This is a genomic window from Pseudomonas sp. P65(2024) (genome assembly GCF_057480955.1).
This window is the reverse complement of record NZ_JBLIYX010000028.1, coordinates 25,465-44,098: the sequence shown is the minus strand read 5'-3', so window position 1 is coordinate 44,098 and position 18,634 is coordinate 25,465. Positions and strand designations below refer to the sequence as shown.

Genomic DNA, 18,634 nt, shown 5'->3' with positions numbered 1-18,634 from the left:
TTGGGGATTTTGGGCAGGTCACGCAAGGGTTTCTTTTTGGTTGGCATACATGCACCTCTTACTCATGTTATGCCCGAACACAAAATTTCTGACACCCTCATCGCAAGACCTTGAAAGGGCTGGCCGTAAGGGCGGAAAGGTGAATAAGCGTCGACATCATAAATGAATACGCATACAACTTTCAAAACCACCCAACAACAACAACAACAACAACAACACGCGCTCCCACACAGGCAGAAGCACCAGACTCACAATAAAGAACGGATAGGACCTAAAGCCCTACCCGCCCAAAGTCACCCATCCATCTCAAGCCTTACCAGCCAACCGCCCCACCAGCCCATCGACAAACGCCACGGCATTAATAACCCCCTCATGCCCATCAGCGATCACCGTCGAGCTAGCCAGCCCGTTGACCGAAGCCTGCGCCAGCAACCCCGCCTCCCCCATCCGCACCCGTTCCAAGCTACGGCTCTCGCTGGCCCACCAGCAATCCACCCGGACCGCCAGCGGCCGCAGGCGAAACGCCTGGCTCAGTTCGACGTTGCGATCGAGAACAGCGAAACCATCGACGATCTCCCGCTGCAGATGCACATCCTCATGAATGGCCCGCAGCCGCTCGGCACTGACGCCCCCGGCAGCGGCCACCTGCTCGATGACCCATTCGGTCCGGTCGACCTCGGCCGGCAGACGCCCGGCCTCGTCAATGAAACCGACGATACGGGCTTCACCCACACCCGGAGCAAACGCCAGCAGCCCACGCAGCAGGCTCTCGTCCGCCCGCGCTACCTGCACCACCTCGACGGGCTCGGCCTCGAGGCCGGACACGTCCTTCGGTAGCAGGGTATCGACCAGGCCGACGAAGCCCACCTCCTGACCGGCCTGCTCCAGGGCATGAGCCACCTCCAGCGCCAGGGCGCCGCCCAGGGACCAGCCCAGCAGATGGTAAGGGCCGCTGGCCTGGGTGCGGCGGATCTGCTCGACGTAGTAGCCAACCATCGCCTCCCAGGACTCGTCCACCCAGCCCGGCACGGCATAGCACTTGTTGACCAGGCCATACACCGGACGCTCGTCGGCCAGGCGGCTGGCCAGCGGGTAGTAAGCGTAGGCACCGCCGCCGCCCGGCGGCAGGCAGAACAGCGCCGGACGCTGGCGTTGGCAACCGTTGAGGTTGATCACCGACGTTTTCAGGCGATCCTTGCCGCCGCCGATGAAATTCGCCAGTTCCTCGAAGCTCGCCATCAGCATGAACTCATGCAGGCTGATGTTGATGGCGAAAGCTTCACGTACCCTGTTCACCAGCGTGATCACCAACAAAGAGTGGCCGCCGAGCTCGAAGAAGTTGTCGTGCAGGCCAACCTGCTCGACCTTCAGCACCTCGCTCCAGATTGCGGCCAGTTGTTGCTCCAGCGCCGTACGCGGGGCCACGTAGCCCTGTTGCAGCTGGCTGGCATGCGGTTTCGGCAGGGCCTTGCGGTCCAGCTTGCCGTTGGCCGTCAGCGGCCACTGCTCCAGCACCAGGAAGTGGGTCGGGACCATGTAGTCCGGCAGGTTGGCTTTCAGATGCTGTTTCAGCGTGTCGCGCAGCGCTACGTGGTCTGCATTTTCGTCTTGGGCGATCAGGTAGGCCGCCAGTTGCTTGCCCCCTGCCCCGTCGATATCCAGCACCAGCACTTCGCGCACCGACGCATGCTCTTGCAGGCGCGCCTCGATCTCGCCCAGTTCGATACGGAAGCCTCGGATCTTCACCTGATGGTCGATCCGACCCACGTACTCGATCACCTCCTGGCCGCGATAACGCGCCAGGTCGCCGGTGCGGTACAGGCGCCCACCTTCGCTGGTGAACGGATCCGGCACAAAGCGTTCGGCGGTCAGCGAAGCACGGTTGTGGTAACCGCGCGCCAGGCCGGCGTGACCGACGTGCAGCTCGCCCGTGCAGCCCTTGGCCACCGGATTGAAATCGGCATCCAGTACATACATCGACAGGTCCGGGATCGCCGCACCGATCGGGCTGCCCGGCTGTTGCGTATCGGCAAAGCGGATCGGCCGGTAGGTCACGTGGACCGTGGTCTCGGTGATGCCGTACATGTTGATCAGGTTGTCGCAGTCCTCGCCGAAGCGCTCGAACCACGGTTGCAGTGCCGCAACGTCCAAGGCCTCGCCACCGAAGATCACGTAGCGCAGTGCCAGATCATCAGCACTGTCACAGGCCACCCGCATCAGCGGCTTGAACGCCGACGGGGTCTGGTTCAGTACGGTCACGCCCTGCTCCACCAGCAGTTGGTGGAAGTCTTCCGGCGAACGGGTCACCTCACGCGGCACGATCACCAGGCGACCGCCGTGCAGCAGCGCGCCGAAAATCTCCCACACCGAGAAGTCGAACGCGTACGAGTGGAACAGCGTCCACACATCCTGTGGGCCGAAGCCGAACCAGGCGTCGGTGGCCTTGAACAGACGCAGCAGGTTATGGTGCGGCAACAGCGTGCCTTTCGGCTTGCCGGTCGAGCCCGAGGTGTAGATCACATAGGCCAGGTTGCCCGGCTGGGTCAGGTGCTCCGGGTTTTCATCACTGTAACCGGCCAGGTCATCTTCCAGCTTCAAGCTGCGAACCTGCGCCGGCACGGGCAGATCGGCCAGCAGATGACCTTGCGTCAGCAGCAGCAGAATGCCGCTGTCGTCCATCATGTAGCTGAGCCGATCCTGCGGGTACTCCGGATCCAGCGGTACATAAGCACCACCGGCCTTGAGGATCGCCAGCAGGCCGACGATCATCTCGAACCCGCGCTCCACCGCAATACCCACCAGCACATCCGGCCCCACGCCCTGCTCGCGCAGCTTGTGGGCCAGACGGTTGGCGCGGCGGTTGAGCTGGTCGTAGCTCAGCGATTGGCCGGCGAAGGTCACGGCGACCGCCTCAGGCGTACGTGCTGCCTGCGCCTCGATCAGCTCATGGGCACACGCCATGCTCGGATAGCTGGCAATCACCTGCTCCGGATCGGCGCTCAGGGCAATCTCGCCCAAGGCCCGTTGCGGTGCGTCCGCCAGCCCTTCCAGCAGCTCGACGAAGTGCGTCGCCAACTGCCCGACAGCCGATTCGGCGTAACGGGCGCGATCGAACTTGAAGCTGGCCGACAACCTGTCGCCCACCTGTGCCACCAGCGTCAGCGGATAGTTGGTCTGTTCCTGGCTGACCACCTCGCCGAACGCCAGCTCCTGGGGTGCACCGGCCTGCAAAGCCTCGGACACCGGGTAGTTCTCGAACACCAAGATAGTGTCGAACAGCGCCTCGCCGCTCCAGCCGGCCCAGCGCTGGATCTCGTACAGCGGCGTGTGCTCATGCTCGCGCAAGGCCAGGTTCAGTGCCTGGACCTGTTGCACCCACTCGTCAACACGCTGCTCGGAACGTGGGCTGGCGACCACCGGCAAGGTGTTGATGAACAGTCCCAGCTGCTCCTCGACGCCCGGCAGCTCGGTCGGGCGACCCGCCACGGTGGCACCGAAGGTCACGCTGGCCTGGCCGGTGTAGCGCTGCAACAGCAGCAGCCAGGCCGCCTGGACCAGGGTGTTGAGGGTGACCCGCTGCTCCCGGGCAAAATCGCCCAGGCGCTGGGTGCGCCGTGCATCGAGCGTAACCTCATGCTCGGCCTGCCCATGCCCCTGGGCGTCGGACCGCAAGGCCTGGGCCAGGCGCGTAGGCTCGTCCAGCCCGGCCAGGCGCTCGCGCCAGAAGGTTTCACTGGCCTGCTGGTCCTGATTTTGCAGCCACTGGATATAGTCGCGGTAACGGCTGGTCTTGGCCGTTGGCACGACACCGGCGTAACGCTGCAGCACCTCGCCGAACAGCCGCGAGCTGCTCCAGCCATCCAGCAGGATATGGTGGTTGGTCAATACCAGCTGGTAGTGCTGCTCGCCGGTACGGATCACCGCCAGGCGCAGCAGCGGACCGCTGGCCAGGTCGAAGCCGGCGCGCAGGTCGGCCTCGGCCCAGGCCTGCAACGCGGTCGGCAGGTCGGCCTGAGCGCGCCAGTCCAGTTCCACCAGCGGCAGGCGCACCTCGCGCAGGACAACCTGCAGCGACTGGTCGTAACCGCTGACGAAGCTGCTGCGCAGCACCTCGTGGCTGTCCAGGGTGGCCTGCCAGGCCGCGACGAAGCGTGGCACATCCAGGCCCTGCACCTCGACCCGCAGCTGGTTGATGTAGTTGCCCGCCGCCTGCTCGTAGAGGCTGTGGAACAGCATGCCCTGCTGCATCGGCGACAGCGGGTAGATGTCCTCGATATTGCCCGCCGCCACCGGCAACGCCGCCAACTGGCGCTGGTCGAGGCTGGCCAGCGGGAAGTCCGACGGCGTCACGCCCGCCACGCCCGGGGTGGTGCAGTGGGCGATCAGCTGGCGCAGTTCCTCGGCGTACTCGTCGGCCAGGCGCTGGATCTGCCCACGCTCGAACACGGCGCTGCTGAAACTCCAGTCCAGGGCCAGTTCACCGGCGTAGACCTGGCCATCGATGCTGAGCAGGCTGCCCAGCGGCGCCTCCGGGCTCTGCCCCTGTCCCGCGCCTTCCGGCGCCGGGACGAACAGGCCCTGCTCGCTGTCGAAGCTGCCATCGAACTGCCCCAGGTAGTTGAATACGATGCTGCCCTGGGCCAGGGCGCCGAGGGCCTGGCGGGCCTGCTCGTCGCCCAGGTAGCGCAGCACGCCGTAGCCGATGCCCTTGGCCGGCACGGCGCGCAGCTGTTCCTTGACCGCCATGATCGATGCGCCCAGGTCGCTTGCCGGGGTCAGTTTCAATGGATACAGGCTGCTGAACCAACCGACCGTGCGGGTGATGTCGAGGTCGTCGAACAGGTCTTCGCGGCCGTGGCCTTCCAGGCGAATCAGCGCGTGCGCCTCGCCGGTCCAGCGGCGGATGACCCGGGCCAGCGCCGTCAGCAGCAGGTCGTTGACCTGGGTGCGGTAGGCGGCCGGCGCCTCCTGCAGCAGTTGCCGGGTCAGCTCGGCGTTCAGCTGGGTGCGCACCGAGATCTCATGTTTACGCTGCTGACCGCCCTCTGGGTTCGCCCCGGGCAGGACGTCGCTGACACCCTGCAACTGCGCCTGCCAGTAAGCCAGCTCGGCCGCCAGCGCGGGGCTGCGGGCATGCTCGCGCAGGTGCTCGGCCCAGGCCTTGAGCGAGCTGCTCTTGGCCGGCAGCACCGGCGTCTTGCCGGCCGACAGGGCCTGGCAGGCCGCCTGCAGGTCTTCGAGCAGGACGCGCCAGGACACGCCGTCGACCACCAGGTGATGGATCACCACCAGCAGGCGCTGCTGGCCTTCGGGCAGGTCGATCAGCACCACCCGCAGCAACGGGCCATGCTTCAGGTCCAGGCTGCGCTGGGCCTCGTCGGCCAGCTCCGGCAGGCGCGCGGCGTCGTCCAGCTGATGCACCCACAGCAACTGCTGCGCATCGACCGGCGCGAATTGCCCATGCCACTGCCCCTGCTCTTCGCTGAACCGCAGGCGCAGGGCATCGTGCTGCTCCACCAGCAGCTTGAGCGCCGCCTGCAGCAACACCACGGTCAACGGCTGGCGTGGGCTCAGCATCACCGCCTGGTTCCAGTGGTGACGCTGGGGAATCGCGGTATCGAAGAAGCGCGCCTGGATCGGCACCAACGCCAACGAGCCGCTCACCAGCTCGACCACTTCGGCTGCCGGCTTCTTCTCGATCAGCTTGGCCACCGCCGCCAGTTGGCCGATGGTCTGCTTCTCGAACAGCTGCTTGGGGCTCAGCTTGATGCCCTGGCGCTTGGCCCGGGCGATGATCTGCAGGCTGAGGATGGAATCGCCGCCCAGCTCGAAGAAGTTGTCGGTGCTGCCCACCTGCTCGCGCTTGAGCACTTCGCACCAGATCGCGGCAAGTTTCTCCTCGATTTCGCCCACCGGCGCGGTGTAGCGCTGCCTGGCCACGCCCGGCTTGGGCAGGGCCTTTTTGTCCAGCTTGCCGTTGGCGGTCAATGGCAGGCGCTCGAGCAGCAGCACCTGTGCCGGTACCAGGTACTCCGGCAGGCGCGCCTGCAAGGCCTGGCGCAGCGCCTCGGCCTGCAACTCGACGCCCGCCGCCGGCACGGCCCAGGCCACCAGTTGCAGACGCGACGGATCGCTGTCCAGGGGCAGCGCCAGCACCACGGCTTCGCCGACCCCAGGCAGGCCTTGCAGCACCTGGCCAACTTCGCCCGGCTCGACCCGGTAGCCGCGAATCTTCACCTGGTCGTCGCCGCGCCCCAGGTATTCCAGCACGCCCTGGTCCAGGCGCGCGCGGTCACCGGCACGGTACAGCCGCTCGCCGTTCTGGCCAAAGGGGTCGGGGACGAAACGCTCGGCGGTCAGCCCCGGCTGGCCGACATAGCCCTGGGCCAGGCCCTGGCCACCCAGGTACAAATCGCCTGCCACCCGCTCGGGCAGCGGGTTGAGGTAGGCATCCAGCACCCGCGCCTGACCGTTGTCCAGCGGCCGGCCCACCGGCACGCTGCGCCAGCCGGGCAGGCGTTCGCCGACTTCGTGGGTGAGGATGCCCACGGTGGTCTCGGTCGGACCGTAGTGGTTGATGATCCGGCAGCCGGGCTTCAGACGCCGGACCTGCTCGATCAGGGCCCAGGAGCTGGCCTCGCCGCCAAGGATCAGCAGCTGCTCGGGCAACACCCGCTCAGGCTGCGCGGCCTGCAGCAGGCCTTGCAGGTGGCTGGGCACGATCTTCAGCACATCGACCCGGTGCTCGGCCATGTAGCTGGCAAAACCGTCCGGATCGAAGCCCTGGTCGTGGCCCAGCAGGTGCAGCAGCCGGCCCGAGGCCAGCGCGCCGAACAGCACGGTGTGGCCCAGGTCCGCGGCCACGGTGGAGACCATCGCCAGGCTGGCGCCGGGTTGCAGGTCGAGGCGTTGCAGCACGCCCTGCAGGTAGTTGGCCAGTGCGCCGCGGCTGATCACCACGCCCTTGGGCTGCCCGGTGGAACCCGAGGTGTAGATGATGTAGGCCGCTTGCTGCGGATCGATGTGTACCGCCGGTGGCTGGTCGCTGCGGTCGCCGTGCTGCGCTGCGTCAAAAGCCAGCGCCGGGCACACGCCCAGCCCCGCCGCCTGGGCGTCGCCCAAGGCGTGCACCAGCAGGCGCGCGTCGCTGGCCTGCAGCAGCTGCTGCAGGCGTTCGGCGGGCTGGCGGCTGTCCAGCGGCAGGTACACCGCGCCCAGTTTGAGCACGGCCAGCAGGCTGGTCACCCATTCGATGGAGCGCTCCTGGCACAGCGCCACGGTCATGCCCGGGGCGATACCCTGTGCCTGCAGATAGTGAGCGAAGCGGTTGGCTTGCTGCTCCAGCTCCGCGTAGCTGACCCTACGATCACCCGCGCGCAGCGCCGGCTGCTCGGCACCGGTGTTCAGGCCCTGGCGCCACAGGGCGAGGAAGTCCGCCTGCGGCCAGCTGTGGGTGCTGGCCTCGACCTGCGCGGCCTGGGCATCGGGGTGTTCGCACAGCGCCGCCTCGGGGTGCTCGACGAGCGTGCGCAGCACCGCCTGGAACGAAGCGGCCAGGCGCTCGATGGTCGCGGCCTCGAACAGGTCCGTGCTGTAGTTGAAGTAGCCTTGCAGGCCGTCGGGGGTCTCGGTGAAATCGTAGGCCAGGTCGAAACGGGCGTCGTTGCCTTCGACCGGGAAACCGCTGACGCTCAGCTCGCCCAGCATCTGCCGGGCTTGGGCGCCTGCCTCGGTGTCGGCCATGTTCTGGTTGATCTTCACCTGGAACAGCGGGTTGTGCCCCAGGTTGCGCTCCGGCGCCAGGGCATCTACCAGGTGCTCGAACGGCAGTTCCTGGTGCGACTGCGCGCCACTGACCACCTGCTTCACCTGCTCCAGCAGGGCCGCGCCGCTCTGGCGCTCGTCCACCTGCACCCGCAGCACCTGGGTGTTGATGAAGAAGCCGATCAGGCCTTCGACCTCCTTGCGGTTGCGCCCGGCATTGGGCGCGCCGATGCGGATGTCGGCCTGGCCGCTGTAGCGCGCCAGGGTCACGGCCAGGGCCGCGAGGGTCAGCATGAACACGGTCTGGCCCTGGCTGCGCGCCTGGGCCTTGAGCTTGGCCGACAGCGCCGCCGGCACATCGCTGCGCAGGGTCGCGCCGCGGTAGCTGGGGTGCGCCGGACGCTCATGATCCAACGGCAGTTCCAGCACCGGGTGCTCGTCCCCCAGTTGCTGCTTCCAGTATTGCAACTGGCGCTCGCCCTCGCCGGCCTCGAGCCAGGCGCGCTGCCAGATCGCATAGTCGGCGTACTGCACCTCGAGCGGTGGCAGGTCGGCGGCGCGGCCCTGGGACAGCGCTTCGTACAGGTGCACGAACTCCTGCACCATCAGCTCGCCCGACCAGCCGTCGGAGACGATATGGTGCATGCACACCGTCAGCACATGTTCGGTGGGCGCCAGGCGCAGCAACCGGACCCGCAGCAGCGGCCCGTCGAGCAGGTCGAAGGGCGCATCCAGTGCCTCACGCACCTCGGTGCGCAGGCACTGTTCGATATCCTCGCCCGGCCCGGCCTGTACCTCGCGCACTTCCAGGCTCACGCCCGACTGCTCAAGGACCTGCTGGTGAAACTCCCCCTCCTCGGAGACGAAACGCGTGCGCAGGCTTTCGTGACGCCGCACCAGCGCGTCCAGGGCCTCGGCCAGGGCCTGCTGGTTCAGCGAACCGCTCAGGCGCACCGCCATCGGCACGTTGTAGAAGCTGCTCTGCGGCTCCAGCTGCCAGAGGAACAGCATGCGCTGCTGGGCATAGGACAGCGGGATGCGCGGGCTGTCGTGGCGGGTGACGGCGATCGGCAACAGGCGGAAGCTCTGCCCGGTCTCGCGCATCTTGTCGAAGATCTGCCGACGCTGCTCCAGGGCAAGGCCCACAAAGCGCTTGGCGATACGTTCTGCTGTGCTCTTGTCCATCTCAGACGCCCGCCATTTCATTCATCATTCTTTCGATATCGGACAAGCCGTCCTCGCTCAACGACAGGCCGGTGGAGGCACAAGCCTGGGCAAAATCATTCAATTGCGGTTTCTCGAATAGCAGGCGCAGCGGGATGTCGATCCCCAGGCCCGAGTTGATCTTGGAAATCAGCTGGGCCGCCAGCAGCGAGTGCCCGCCCAGCTCGAAGAAGTCGTCATTCAGGCCCACCCGCTCGACCTCCAGCACCTCGGCCCAGAGCGCCGCCAACTGCTGCTCCAGTTCGCTGACCGGGGCCACGTAGGCCGACTGCGCCTGGCGGGTATCGGGGGCCGGCAGCGCCTTGCGGTCGAGCTTGCCGTTGGGTAGCAGAGGCATGCGCTCGAGCAGCACCAGGTACATCGGCACCATGTAGTCCGGCAGGCTGGCGCCCAGGTGCGCCTTCAGTTCGGCGCGCAGGCCGCCCTGCTCCTCGGGCATCGCGTTGGGCACCAGGTAGGCGGCCAGTTGCTTGCCGCCCGGGCCGTCGATATCGACCACCAGCACCTCGCGCACCGCCGGATGCTCACGCAGGCGCGCCTCGATCTCGCCCAGTTCGATACGGAAGCCGCGGATCTTGACCTGGTGGTCGATGCGCCCGGCGTACTCGACCAGCCCCTGTTCGCGATAGCGCGCCAAGTCGCCGGTGCGGTACAGGCGGGCACCCGGCGTAGTGGCGAACGGATCGGGGATGAAACGCTCGGCGGTCAGCCCCGGGCGGTTGTGGTAACCGCGGGCCAGCAGCTCGCCACCCACCAGCAGCTCGCCGATGGCCCCTGGCAGGGCCAGGTCGCCGTCGGCATCCACCAGGTGGATCGAACGCCCGGCCAGGGCCTTGCCGATCGGGACCTGCACCGGCAGGGGCTGCTCGCCGGTGACATAGGCACTGCAGTCATGGCTCATGACGCTGACGGTAGCCTCGGTCGGCCCGTAGGTGTTGAGCAGGCGCACATGGCCGAGCCCGGCCTGTTGCCAGGCCAGCACGCCGTCGGCGGCCATGGCCTCGCCGCCCATGTGCACCTGGCGCAGCACGCCATAGTCGCGCGGGCCCTTGGCCGCGAAGTCCTTGGCCAACAGGTACCAGTAGGCGGTCGGCAGGTCGGCGAAGGTGATGCCTTGGCTCAGCACTTCGCGGTAGAAGGTCTCGCTGTCCCACAGTGTCGGGCCGCGCACCACCACGCTGGCGCCGCAGATCAGCGCCGGGTACAGCTGCTCGACGAAGGCGTCGAAGTTGAAGGTGGAGAACTGCAGCACCCGGTCGGCCGCCGACAGCCCGCAGAAGCCCTTGGCGACATGGGCGTGCCGGCTCAGGGCAGCAGCGCTGATGCCCACGCCTTTGGGACGGCCGGTGGAACCGGAGGTGTACATGATGTACGCCAGGTTGTCGGGGTCGCCCAGCTCGGGCAATGCATGGCTCGGCCAGGCGTCAAGGGCCTCGCTGTCCAGGCACAGGCTGCGCACGTGCGGCGCCACGGCCAGGTCCTGCAGCTGCGCGCTGTGGCCGAGCAGCAGGACGATGCCGCTGTCCTCCATCATGTAGGCGAGGCGCTCGTGCGGGTAGTCGGGGTCCAGTGGCACATAAGTGCCGCCGGCCTTGAGCACCGCCAGCAGGCCGACCACCATGTCCAGGCTGCGCGGCAGGGCGATGCCCACGCGAACATCCGGGCCGATGCCTTCCTGGCGCAGGCGGTGGGCCAGCTGGTTGGCGCGCTGGTCCAGGGCCTGGTAGGTGAGCTGCTGCCCTTTGCAGATCAGCGCCGTGGCCTGCGGCGTGCGCGCGGCCTGGTCGGCAATCAGCTGCTGCACGGTGCGCTGGTCGGGGTAGACGGCCTCGTGCCGGCTCCATTGCTCAAGGAGGGTCTGGCGCTGCGCCGCATCCAGCAGCGGCAGTTCGACGATGCGCTGGGCCGGCTGGGTGCTGACCGCCTGCAACAGGTTCAGCCAGTGCCCGGCCATGCGCTCGATGCTGGCGTGCTCGAACAGGTCGCTGACGTAGGTCAGGGTCGCGCCCAGGCCGTCCTCGCTCTCAAAGGTGTCCAGGGCCAGGTCGAGATGCGCCGTGGGATTGTCCCAGGCCAGGCCGGCGATGCTCAGCCCCGGCAGCTCGCGGACATTCTCCGCACGGTAGGCCTGGTGGTTGAACATCACCTGGAACAGCGGGTTGTGGCTCAGGCTGCGCTCCGGTTGCAGCGCCTCGACCAGTTGCTCAAACGGCAGGTCCTGGTGGGCCTGGGCCTGCAGGGCGGTGTGCTTGACCTGCTGCAGCAGCTCGCTGAAGGTGGTCTGCAGGTCGAACTCGGCCTTGAGCACCTGGGTGTTGACGAAGAAGCCGATCAGCCCTTCGGTCTCGGCCCGGGTGCGGTTGGCGATCGGCACGCCGACGCGGATATCGGCCTGGCCGGTCTGGCGGTGCAACAAGCTCTGGAACGAAGCCAGCAGCAGCATGAACAAGGTCACCCCTTGCTCGCGCGCCTGCGCCTTGAGCGCCTGGGCCAGGGCCGCCGGGACCTCGAGGGTCAGGCTGCGTCCGGCATGGCTCTGCACGGTGGGACGCGGGTGATCGGTGGGCAGTTGCAGCACATAGTGCTCGCCACCCAGCTGCGCCAGCCAGTAGTCCAGCTGGCGGGCCTGCTCGCCGGCCTCCATCCACTGGCGCTGCCAGGCGGCGTAGTCGGCGTACTGCACGGCCAGGGCAGGCAGCTCGGGTTGCTGGCCCTGGCTCAAGGCCAGGTAGGCGTCGACCACTTCGTCGACCATGATCGGCATCGACCAGCCATCGGCGACGATGTGGTGCAGGGTCAGCACCAGCACGTGATCGTCCTCGGCCAGGCGTAGCAGGCGTACCCGCAGCAGCGGCCCCTGGCTCAGGTCGAACGGGCGCTGCACTTCGCGGGCCACGCGCTCGCGAACCGCCTCGGCGCGGGTGTCCTGGAGCGACTCCATGACCAGGGTGAAGGTGCTCGCCGGGTGAATGCGCTGCAGCGCTTGTCCGCCCTCCTGGTGGAAGGTGGTACGCAGGCTTTCGTGACGGGCCACCAGGGCCTCGAACGCCTGGCGCAGCGCTTCCAGGTTAAGCCGGCCTTTGAGTTGCAGGGCGGCGGGGATGTGATAGGCGGCGCTGCCCGGCTCCAGTTGCCAGAGGAACCACTGGCGCTGCTGGGCATAGGACAGCGCCAGCGGCTGGCCGCGGTCCACCGGCAGCAACGCCGGAGCCAGGCTGGTACTGCCTTGTGCGGCGAGCGCGGCGAAGCCTTGCAGGTCGGGGCACTCGAACAGACTGCGCAACGCCAGCTCCAGGCCCAGCCCCTGGCGCACCCGGGCAATCACCTGGGTCGCCAGCAGCGAGTGGCCGCCGAGCTCGAAGAAGTTGTCGTGCAGGCCGACCTGTTCGACCTTGAGCACCTCGGCCCAGATCGCGGCCAGGCGTTGCTCCAGCTCGCTGCGCGGCGCCACGTAGTCCGCTTGCGCCTGGCTGGCGTCAGGCTTGGGCAAGGCCTTGCGGTCGAGCTTGCCGTTCGGCGTCTGCGGCATCGCCTCGAGGAACACCAGGTGCGCGGGCACCATGTACTCCGGCAGGCCGGCCTTCAGTTGACGCAACAGGTCGGCACGCAGATCGTCACCGGCCTGCGCGCTCGGCACCAGGTAGGCCGCCAGTTGCTTGCCGCCCGCGCCGTCGATGTCGATCACCAGCGCCTCGCGCACCCCCGGGTGCTCGCGCAGGCGGGCATCGATCTCGCCCAGCTCGATACGGAAACCGCGGATCTTCACCTGATGGTCGACCCGGCCGACGAACTCGATGACGCCATCGGCGCGCAAGCGCGCCAGGTCGCCGGTGCGGTACAGGCGCCCACCGGCACTGGCGCCGAACGGGTCGGGAATGAAGCGCTCGGCGCTCTGGCCCGGACGGTTGTGGTAACCCCGGGCCAGCAGCTCGCCGCCCACCAGCAGCTCGCCGATCGAACCCGGCAAGGCCAGGTTGCCGGCCGCATCGACCAGGTAGACACTGCGTCCGGGCAGGGCCTGGCCGATCGGGATCTGGCCGGGCAAGGCGGCCTGGCCAGTGACATAGTCGCTGCAGTCATGGCTGGTGATGCACACCGTGGCCTCGGTCGGGCCGTAGGTGTTGACCAGCCGCACACCGGCCAGCCCCGCGGCGCGCCAGGCCAGTACGCCATCGGCGGCCATGGCTTCGCCGCCCATGTGCACGCGGCGCAGCTGGCCGTAATCCCGCGGCCCGTGGGCGGCGAAGTCCTTGGCCAGCATGTGCCAGTAGGCGGTCGGCAGGTCGCTGAAGGTCACGCCCTGCTCCAGCACTTGGCGGTACCAGGTCTCGCTGTCCCACAGCGCCTGGCCGCGCAGCACCACGCGGGCGCCGCAGACCAGCGCCGGGTACAGCTGCTCGACGAAGGCGTCGAAGTTGAAGGTGGAGAACTGCAGCGCCCGGTCCGCCGCCGTCAGCCCGAAGCGGCCGACGAAGCCCAGCACGTGCCCGCGCAGGGCCGCGGCGCTGATGCCAACGCCCTTGGGGCGGCCAGTGGAGCCGGAGGTGTACATGATGTACGCCAGGTTGTCCGCCTGGGTCAGGTTGGCCAGGTCGTCCTCGACGCAGCCTTGCAGCCAGTCGTCGCCCTGGTCCAGGCACAGGTTGCGGACCTCTGGGGCAACGTTCAGGCGCGCCAGCACGCCCGACTGGGTCAGCAGCAGGCGCAGGCCGCTGTCCTGGATCATGTAGGCCAGACGGTCGTGGGGGTAGTCGGGGTCCAGCGGCACATAGGCGCCGCCGGCCTTGAGCACCGCCAGCACGCTGACCACCATGTCCAGGCCGCGCTCGATGGCGATGCCGACCGGTACGTCCGGGCCGACACCGAGGGCGCGCAGCTTGTGGGCAATGCGGTTGGCGCGGCGGTTCAGCGCCTGGTAGGTCAGTTGCTCGCCCTCGCAGACCAGCGCCACGGCTTGCGGGGCCTGGGCGGCCTGCGCCTCGAACAGCTGATGCACGCAAGGGGCGGCGCTGAAGTCGGCAGGTTGTTCGGACCCGCTCGCCAGCTGCCGGTGTTGCTCGAAGTCCAGCAGCGCCAGGTCGCTGATCGCCTGCTGCGGCTGCCGGGCGATGGCGCGCAGCAGGACCAGCCAGTAACCGGCCAGGCGCTCGACGGTGGCGCGCTCGAACAGCTCGGTGACATAGGTCAGGCTTGCGCCCAGGCCGTCATCGCTCTCGAAGGTGTCCAGGCTCAGGTCCAGCTGGGCGGTGTGGTTGTCCCAGGCCAGCCCTTCGACGGTCAGCCCCGGCAGTTGGCGGGCATCGCCTGCGCGGTAGGTCTGGTGGTTGAACATCACCTGGAACAGCGGGCTATGGCTCAGGCTGCGCTCGGGCTGCAGCGCCTCGACCAATTGCTCGAAGGGCAGGTCCTGATGGGCCTGGGCCTGCAGGGCGGTGTGCTTGACCTGCTGCAACAGCTCGCCAAAGGTGGTGCGCAGGTCGAACTCGGCCTTGAGCACCTGGGTGTTGACGAAGAAGCCGATCAGGCCTTCGGTTTCGGCGCGGGTGCGGTTGGCGATCGGCACGCCGACGCGGATATCGGTTTGCCCGGACACGCGGTGCAACAGGCTCTGGAATGAAGCCAGCAGCAGCATGAACAGGGTCACGCCCTGTTCGCGTGCCGTGGCCTTCAGGGCCTCGGCCAGCTCGCGTTCGAGGGTGATGTCCAGGCGCTCGCCGACATGGCTCTGCAACAGCGTACGCGGACGGTCGAGCGGCAGTTCCAGCACTGGCTGCACGTCGCCCAGCTGTCCGCGCCAGTAGTCCAGCTGGCGGGTCTGCTCGCCAGCGGCCATCCACTGGCGCTGCCAGGCGGCGTAGTCGGCGTACTGGAACGCCAGGGCCGGCAGTGGCGCGGCAGCGCCCTGACAGTAGCCGGCATACAGGCGCACCACCTCATCGACCATGATTGGCATCGACCAGCCGTCGGCGACGATATGGTGCAGGGTCAGCACCAGCACATGGTCGTCTTCGGCCAGGCGCAGCAGGCGGGCACGCAGCAGCGGGCCGTTTTCCAGGTGGAATGGCTGGCGGGCTTCTTCGGCCACCCGCGCTTGCAAGGCGTCAGCGCTGACCGCATCGACAGCCAGGTCGAAGTCGCTGGCCGGGTGGATGCGCTGCCAGGTCTGCTCGCCTTCCTGATGGAAGGTGGTGCGCAGGGTTTCGTGACGGGCGATCAGCGCGGCGAAGCTGCTGCGCAGGGCCTCGATGTTCAGCTCGCCCTTCAGGCGCAGGGCCGATGGGATGTTGTAGGCGGCGCTTTCAGGCTCCAGCTGCCAGAGGAACCACTGGCGTTGTTGGGCGTAGGACAGCGGCAGCGGCTGGTTGCGGTCCACGACAGTGAATGCAGGCGCCTGGCTGGCCGAGCCTTGGCCGGCGGCCTGGGCGAAGGCCAGAAGGTCGGCGGACTCGAACAGGCTGCGCAGCGGGACCTCCAGGTCCAGACGCTGGCGGATGCGCGAGGTCACCTGGGTGGCCAGCAGCGAATGACCGCCGAGCTCGAAGAAGTTGTCGTGCAAGCCAACCTGCTCGACTTTCAGCACTTCACTCCAGATCGCGGCCAGTTGTTGCTCCAGTTGCGTACGTGGCGCTACATAGCCTTGTTGTAGCTGGCTGGCGTCGGGCTTCGGCAGGGCCTTCCGGTCCAGCTTGCCGTTGGCCGTCAGCGGCCACTGCTCCAGCACCAGGAAGTGGGTCGGGACCATGTAGTCCGGCAGGTTGGCTTTCAGGTGCTGTTTCAGCGTGTCGCGCAGGGCGGCGTGGTCGGTGGATGGGTCTTGAGCGATCAGGTAGGCCGCCAGTTGCTTGCCCCCTGCCCCGTCGATATCCAGCACCAGCACTTCGCGCACGGAGGCGTGCTCTTGCAGGCGTGCCTCGATCTCGCCCAGTTCGATACGGAAGCCTCGGATCTTCACCTGATGGTCGATCCGGCCCACGTACTCGATCACCTCCTGGCCGCGATATCGCGCCAGGTCGCCGGTGCGATACAGACGTCCACCTTCGCTGGAGAACGGGTCCGGCACGAAGCGTTCAGCAGTCAACGAGGCGCGGTTGTGGTAACCGCGTGCCAGCCCGGCATGACCGACGTGCAGCTCGCCCGTGCAACCCTTGGCCACCGGATTGAAATCGGCATCCAGTACATACATCGACAGGTCCGGAATCGCCGCACCGATCGGGCTGCCCGGCTGTTGCGTATCGGCGAAGCGGATCGGCCGGTAGGTCACATGGACCGTGGTCTCGGTGATGCCGTACATGTTGATCAGGTTGTCGCAGTCCTCGCCGAAGCGCTCGAACCACGGTTGCAGTGCCGCAACGTCCAAGGCCTCGCCACCGAAGATCACGTAGCGCAGCGAAAGGTCGGACGCCCTGTCACAAGCCACCCGCATCAGCGGCTTGAACGCCGACGGGGTCTGGTTCAGTACGGTCACGCCCTGCTCCATCAGCAACTGGTGGAAGTCTTCCGGCGAACGGGTCACCTCACGCGGCACGATCACCAGGCGACCACCGTGCAGCAGTGCACCGAAGATCTCCCACACCGAGAAGTCGAAGGCATAGGAGTGGAACAGCGTCCACACATCCTGCGGGCCGAAGCCGAACCAGGCATCGGTGGCCTTGAACAGACGCAGCAGGTTGTGGTGCGGCAGCAGCGTGCCTTTCGGCTTGCCGGTCGAGCCAGAGGTGTAGATCACATAGGCCAGGTTGCCCGGCTGGGTCAGGTGCTCCGGGTTTTCATCACTGTAACCGGCCAGGTCATCTTCCAGCTTCAAGCTGCGAACCTGCGCCGGCACGGGCAGATCGGCCAGCAGATGACCTTGCGTCAGCAGCAGTTGAATGCCGCTGTCTTCCATCATGTAGCTCAGACGGTCCTGCGGGTACTCCGGATCCAGCGGTACATAAGCACCACCGGCCTTCAGGATCGCCAGCACGCCGACGATCATCTCGAAGCCGCGCTCCACGGCGATGCCCACCAGCACATCCGGCCCCACGCCCTGCTCGCGCAGCTTGTGGGCCAGGCGGTTGGCACGACGGTTGAGCTGGTCATAGCTCAACGCCTGCCCGGCGAAAGTCACGGCAATCGCCTCAGGCGTACGCGCCGCCTGCGCCTCGATCAGCTCATGGGCGCACAGCGTGCTTGGGTAGCGCTGCACTTCGGCTTTCCACTCGCCTTGCTCAGCCATGTCGAGCAACGGCAATTGCGCCACACGCTGCGCGTGGTCCTGGCAGATGCCCTGCAACAGGTTGCGCCAATGCCGGCCGATGCGCTCGACCGTGGCCGGGTCGAATAGCGAGGTGGCGTAGGTCAGTGCCGCGATCAGCCCGCCGTCGTGTTCGGCGGTGTTGAGGATCAGGTCGAACTGGGTGGTCTGCCCTTCCCAGCTCAAGCCCTCGACCTGCAGCTCACCCAGCTGACGGGCCATGCCCGGACTTTCGGCCTGGTGGTTGAACAGCACCTGGAACAGCGGGTTGTGGCTCATGCTGCGCTCGGGCTGCAGCGCCTCGACCAGCTGTTCGAACGGTAGGTCCTGGTGCGCCTGGGCCTGCAGCGCGGCCTCGCGGACCTGCTGCAGCAACGCGGTGAAGGTGATCTGCGGCGCGAACTCGGCCTTGAGCACCTGGGTATTGACGAAGAAGCCGATCAGCCCCTGGGTTTCGGCACGGGCACGGTTGGCCACCGGTACGCCGACACGGATATCGGCCTGCCCGCTGTAGCGGTGCAGCAGCGTCTGGAACGACGCCAGCAACAGCATGAACAGGGTCACTCCCTGCTGGCGGGCCAAGGCCTTGAGTGCCTGCGCCAGGGAGGCATCGATATCGATGGCCAGGCGCGCGCCGTGGAAGTTCTGCACCGACGGCCGCGGACGGTCGACGGGCAGCTCCAGCAGCGGTTGCTCGCCGGCCAGTTGCTGGCGCCAGTAGCCGAGCTGGCGTTCCTGCTCGCCGGCTTCCATCCAGTCACGCTGCCACACCGCGTAGTCGGCGTACTGGATCGGCAGCTCGGCCAGGGTCACTGGCGAGCCCTGGCGCAAGCCTTGGTAAAGACGGATCAGCTCGTCCACCAAAATTGGCGTGGACCAGCCATCGGAGACGATATGGTGCACGGTGAGGATCAGCACATGCTCTTCAGGCCCCAGCACCAGCAGCCTGACTCGCAGCAGCGGGCCCTGTTGCAGGTCGAAGGGTTGTTGCACCTCGACCTCCACCCGCGCGCGGATGGCCGCTTCCAGGCTGGCCGGATCGGCAACCGCCAACGGCTCCACCGCCAATGCCAGCGGCATCGACGGATGGACGATCTGCACCGCGCCGTCACCCTCCTGGCGGAAGGTCGTGCGCAGGGTCTCGTGGCGCGCCACCAGGCTGTCGAAGCTGCGCTGCAATGCTTCGATGTCCAGCGCGCCCTTGAGCCGCAGCGCCGCCGGAATGTTATAGGCGGCGCTGTGCGGATCGAGCTGCCAGAGGAACCACTGGCGCTGCTGTGCGTATGAAAGCGCTGCCCCGTCCGCAGATTCCCTTCTGAAGATCGGGGTGACCCCGTAGAGGTTGACACCCTGGCGCTTGAGCAAGGCTGCCAATGCCTTGCGCTCCCTGGTGGACAGCGACTTTACGGAGTC

The 18,634-nt window shown here is 67.3% G+C and carries 1 protein-coding gene and 1 pseudogene; both read right to left on the bottom strand.

Features of this window, described 5'->3' with window-relative positions:
• Nucleotides 1–306: 306 nt before the first annotated feature.
• Nucleotides 307–8,949, bottom strand: coding sequence for an amino acid adenylation domain-containing protein (locus AC25MA_RS24705; protein WP_486972485.1), 8,643 nt, complete (start codon nt 8,947–8,949; stop codon nt 307–309).
• Between the two features lies 1 nt (nt 8,950).
• Nucleotides 8,951–18,511 (bottom strand): annotated as a pseudogene (locus tag AC25MA_RS24700) (amino acid adenylation domain-containing protein); the annotation flags it as partial.
• Between the last annotated feature and the right edge of the window lie 123 nt (nt 18,512–18,634).

Bases quoted from the DNA above. Each gene is read 5' to 3' on its own strand.
- AC25MA_RS24705 (WP_486972485.1), bottom strand. From the start codon at position 8,949: ATGGACAAGAGCACAGCAGAACGTATCGCCAAGCGCTTTGTGGGCCTT.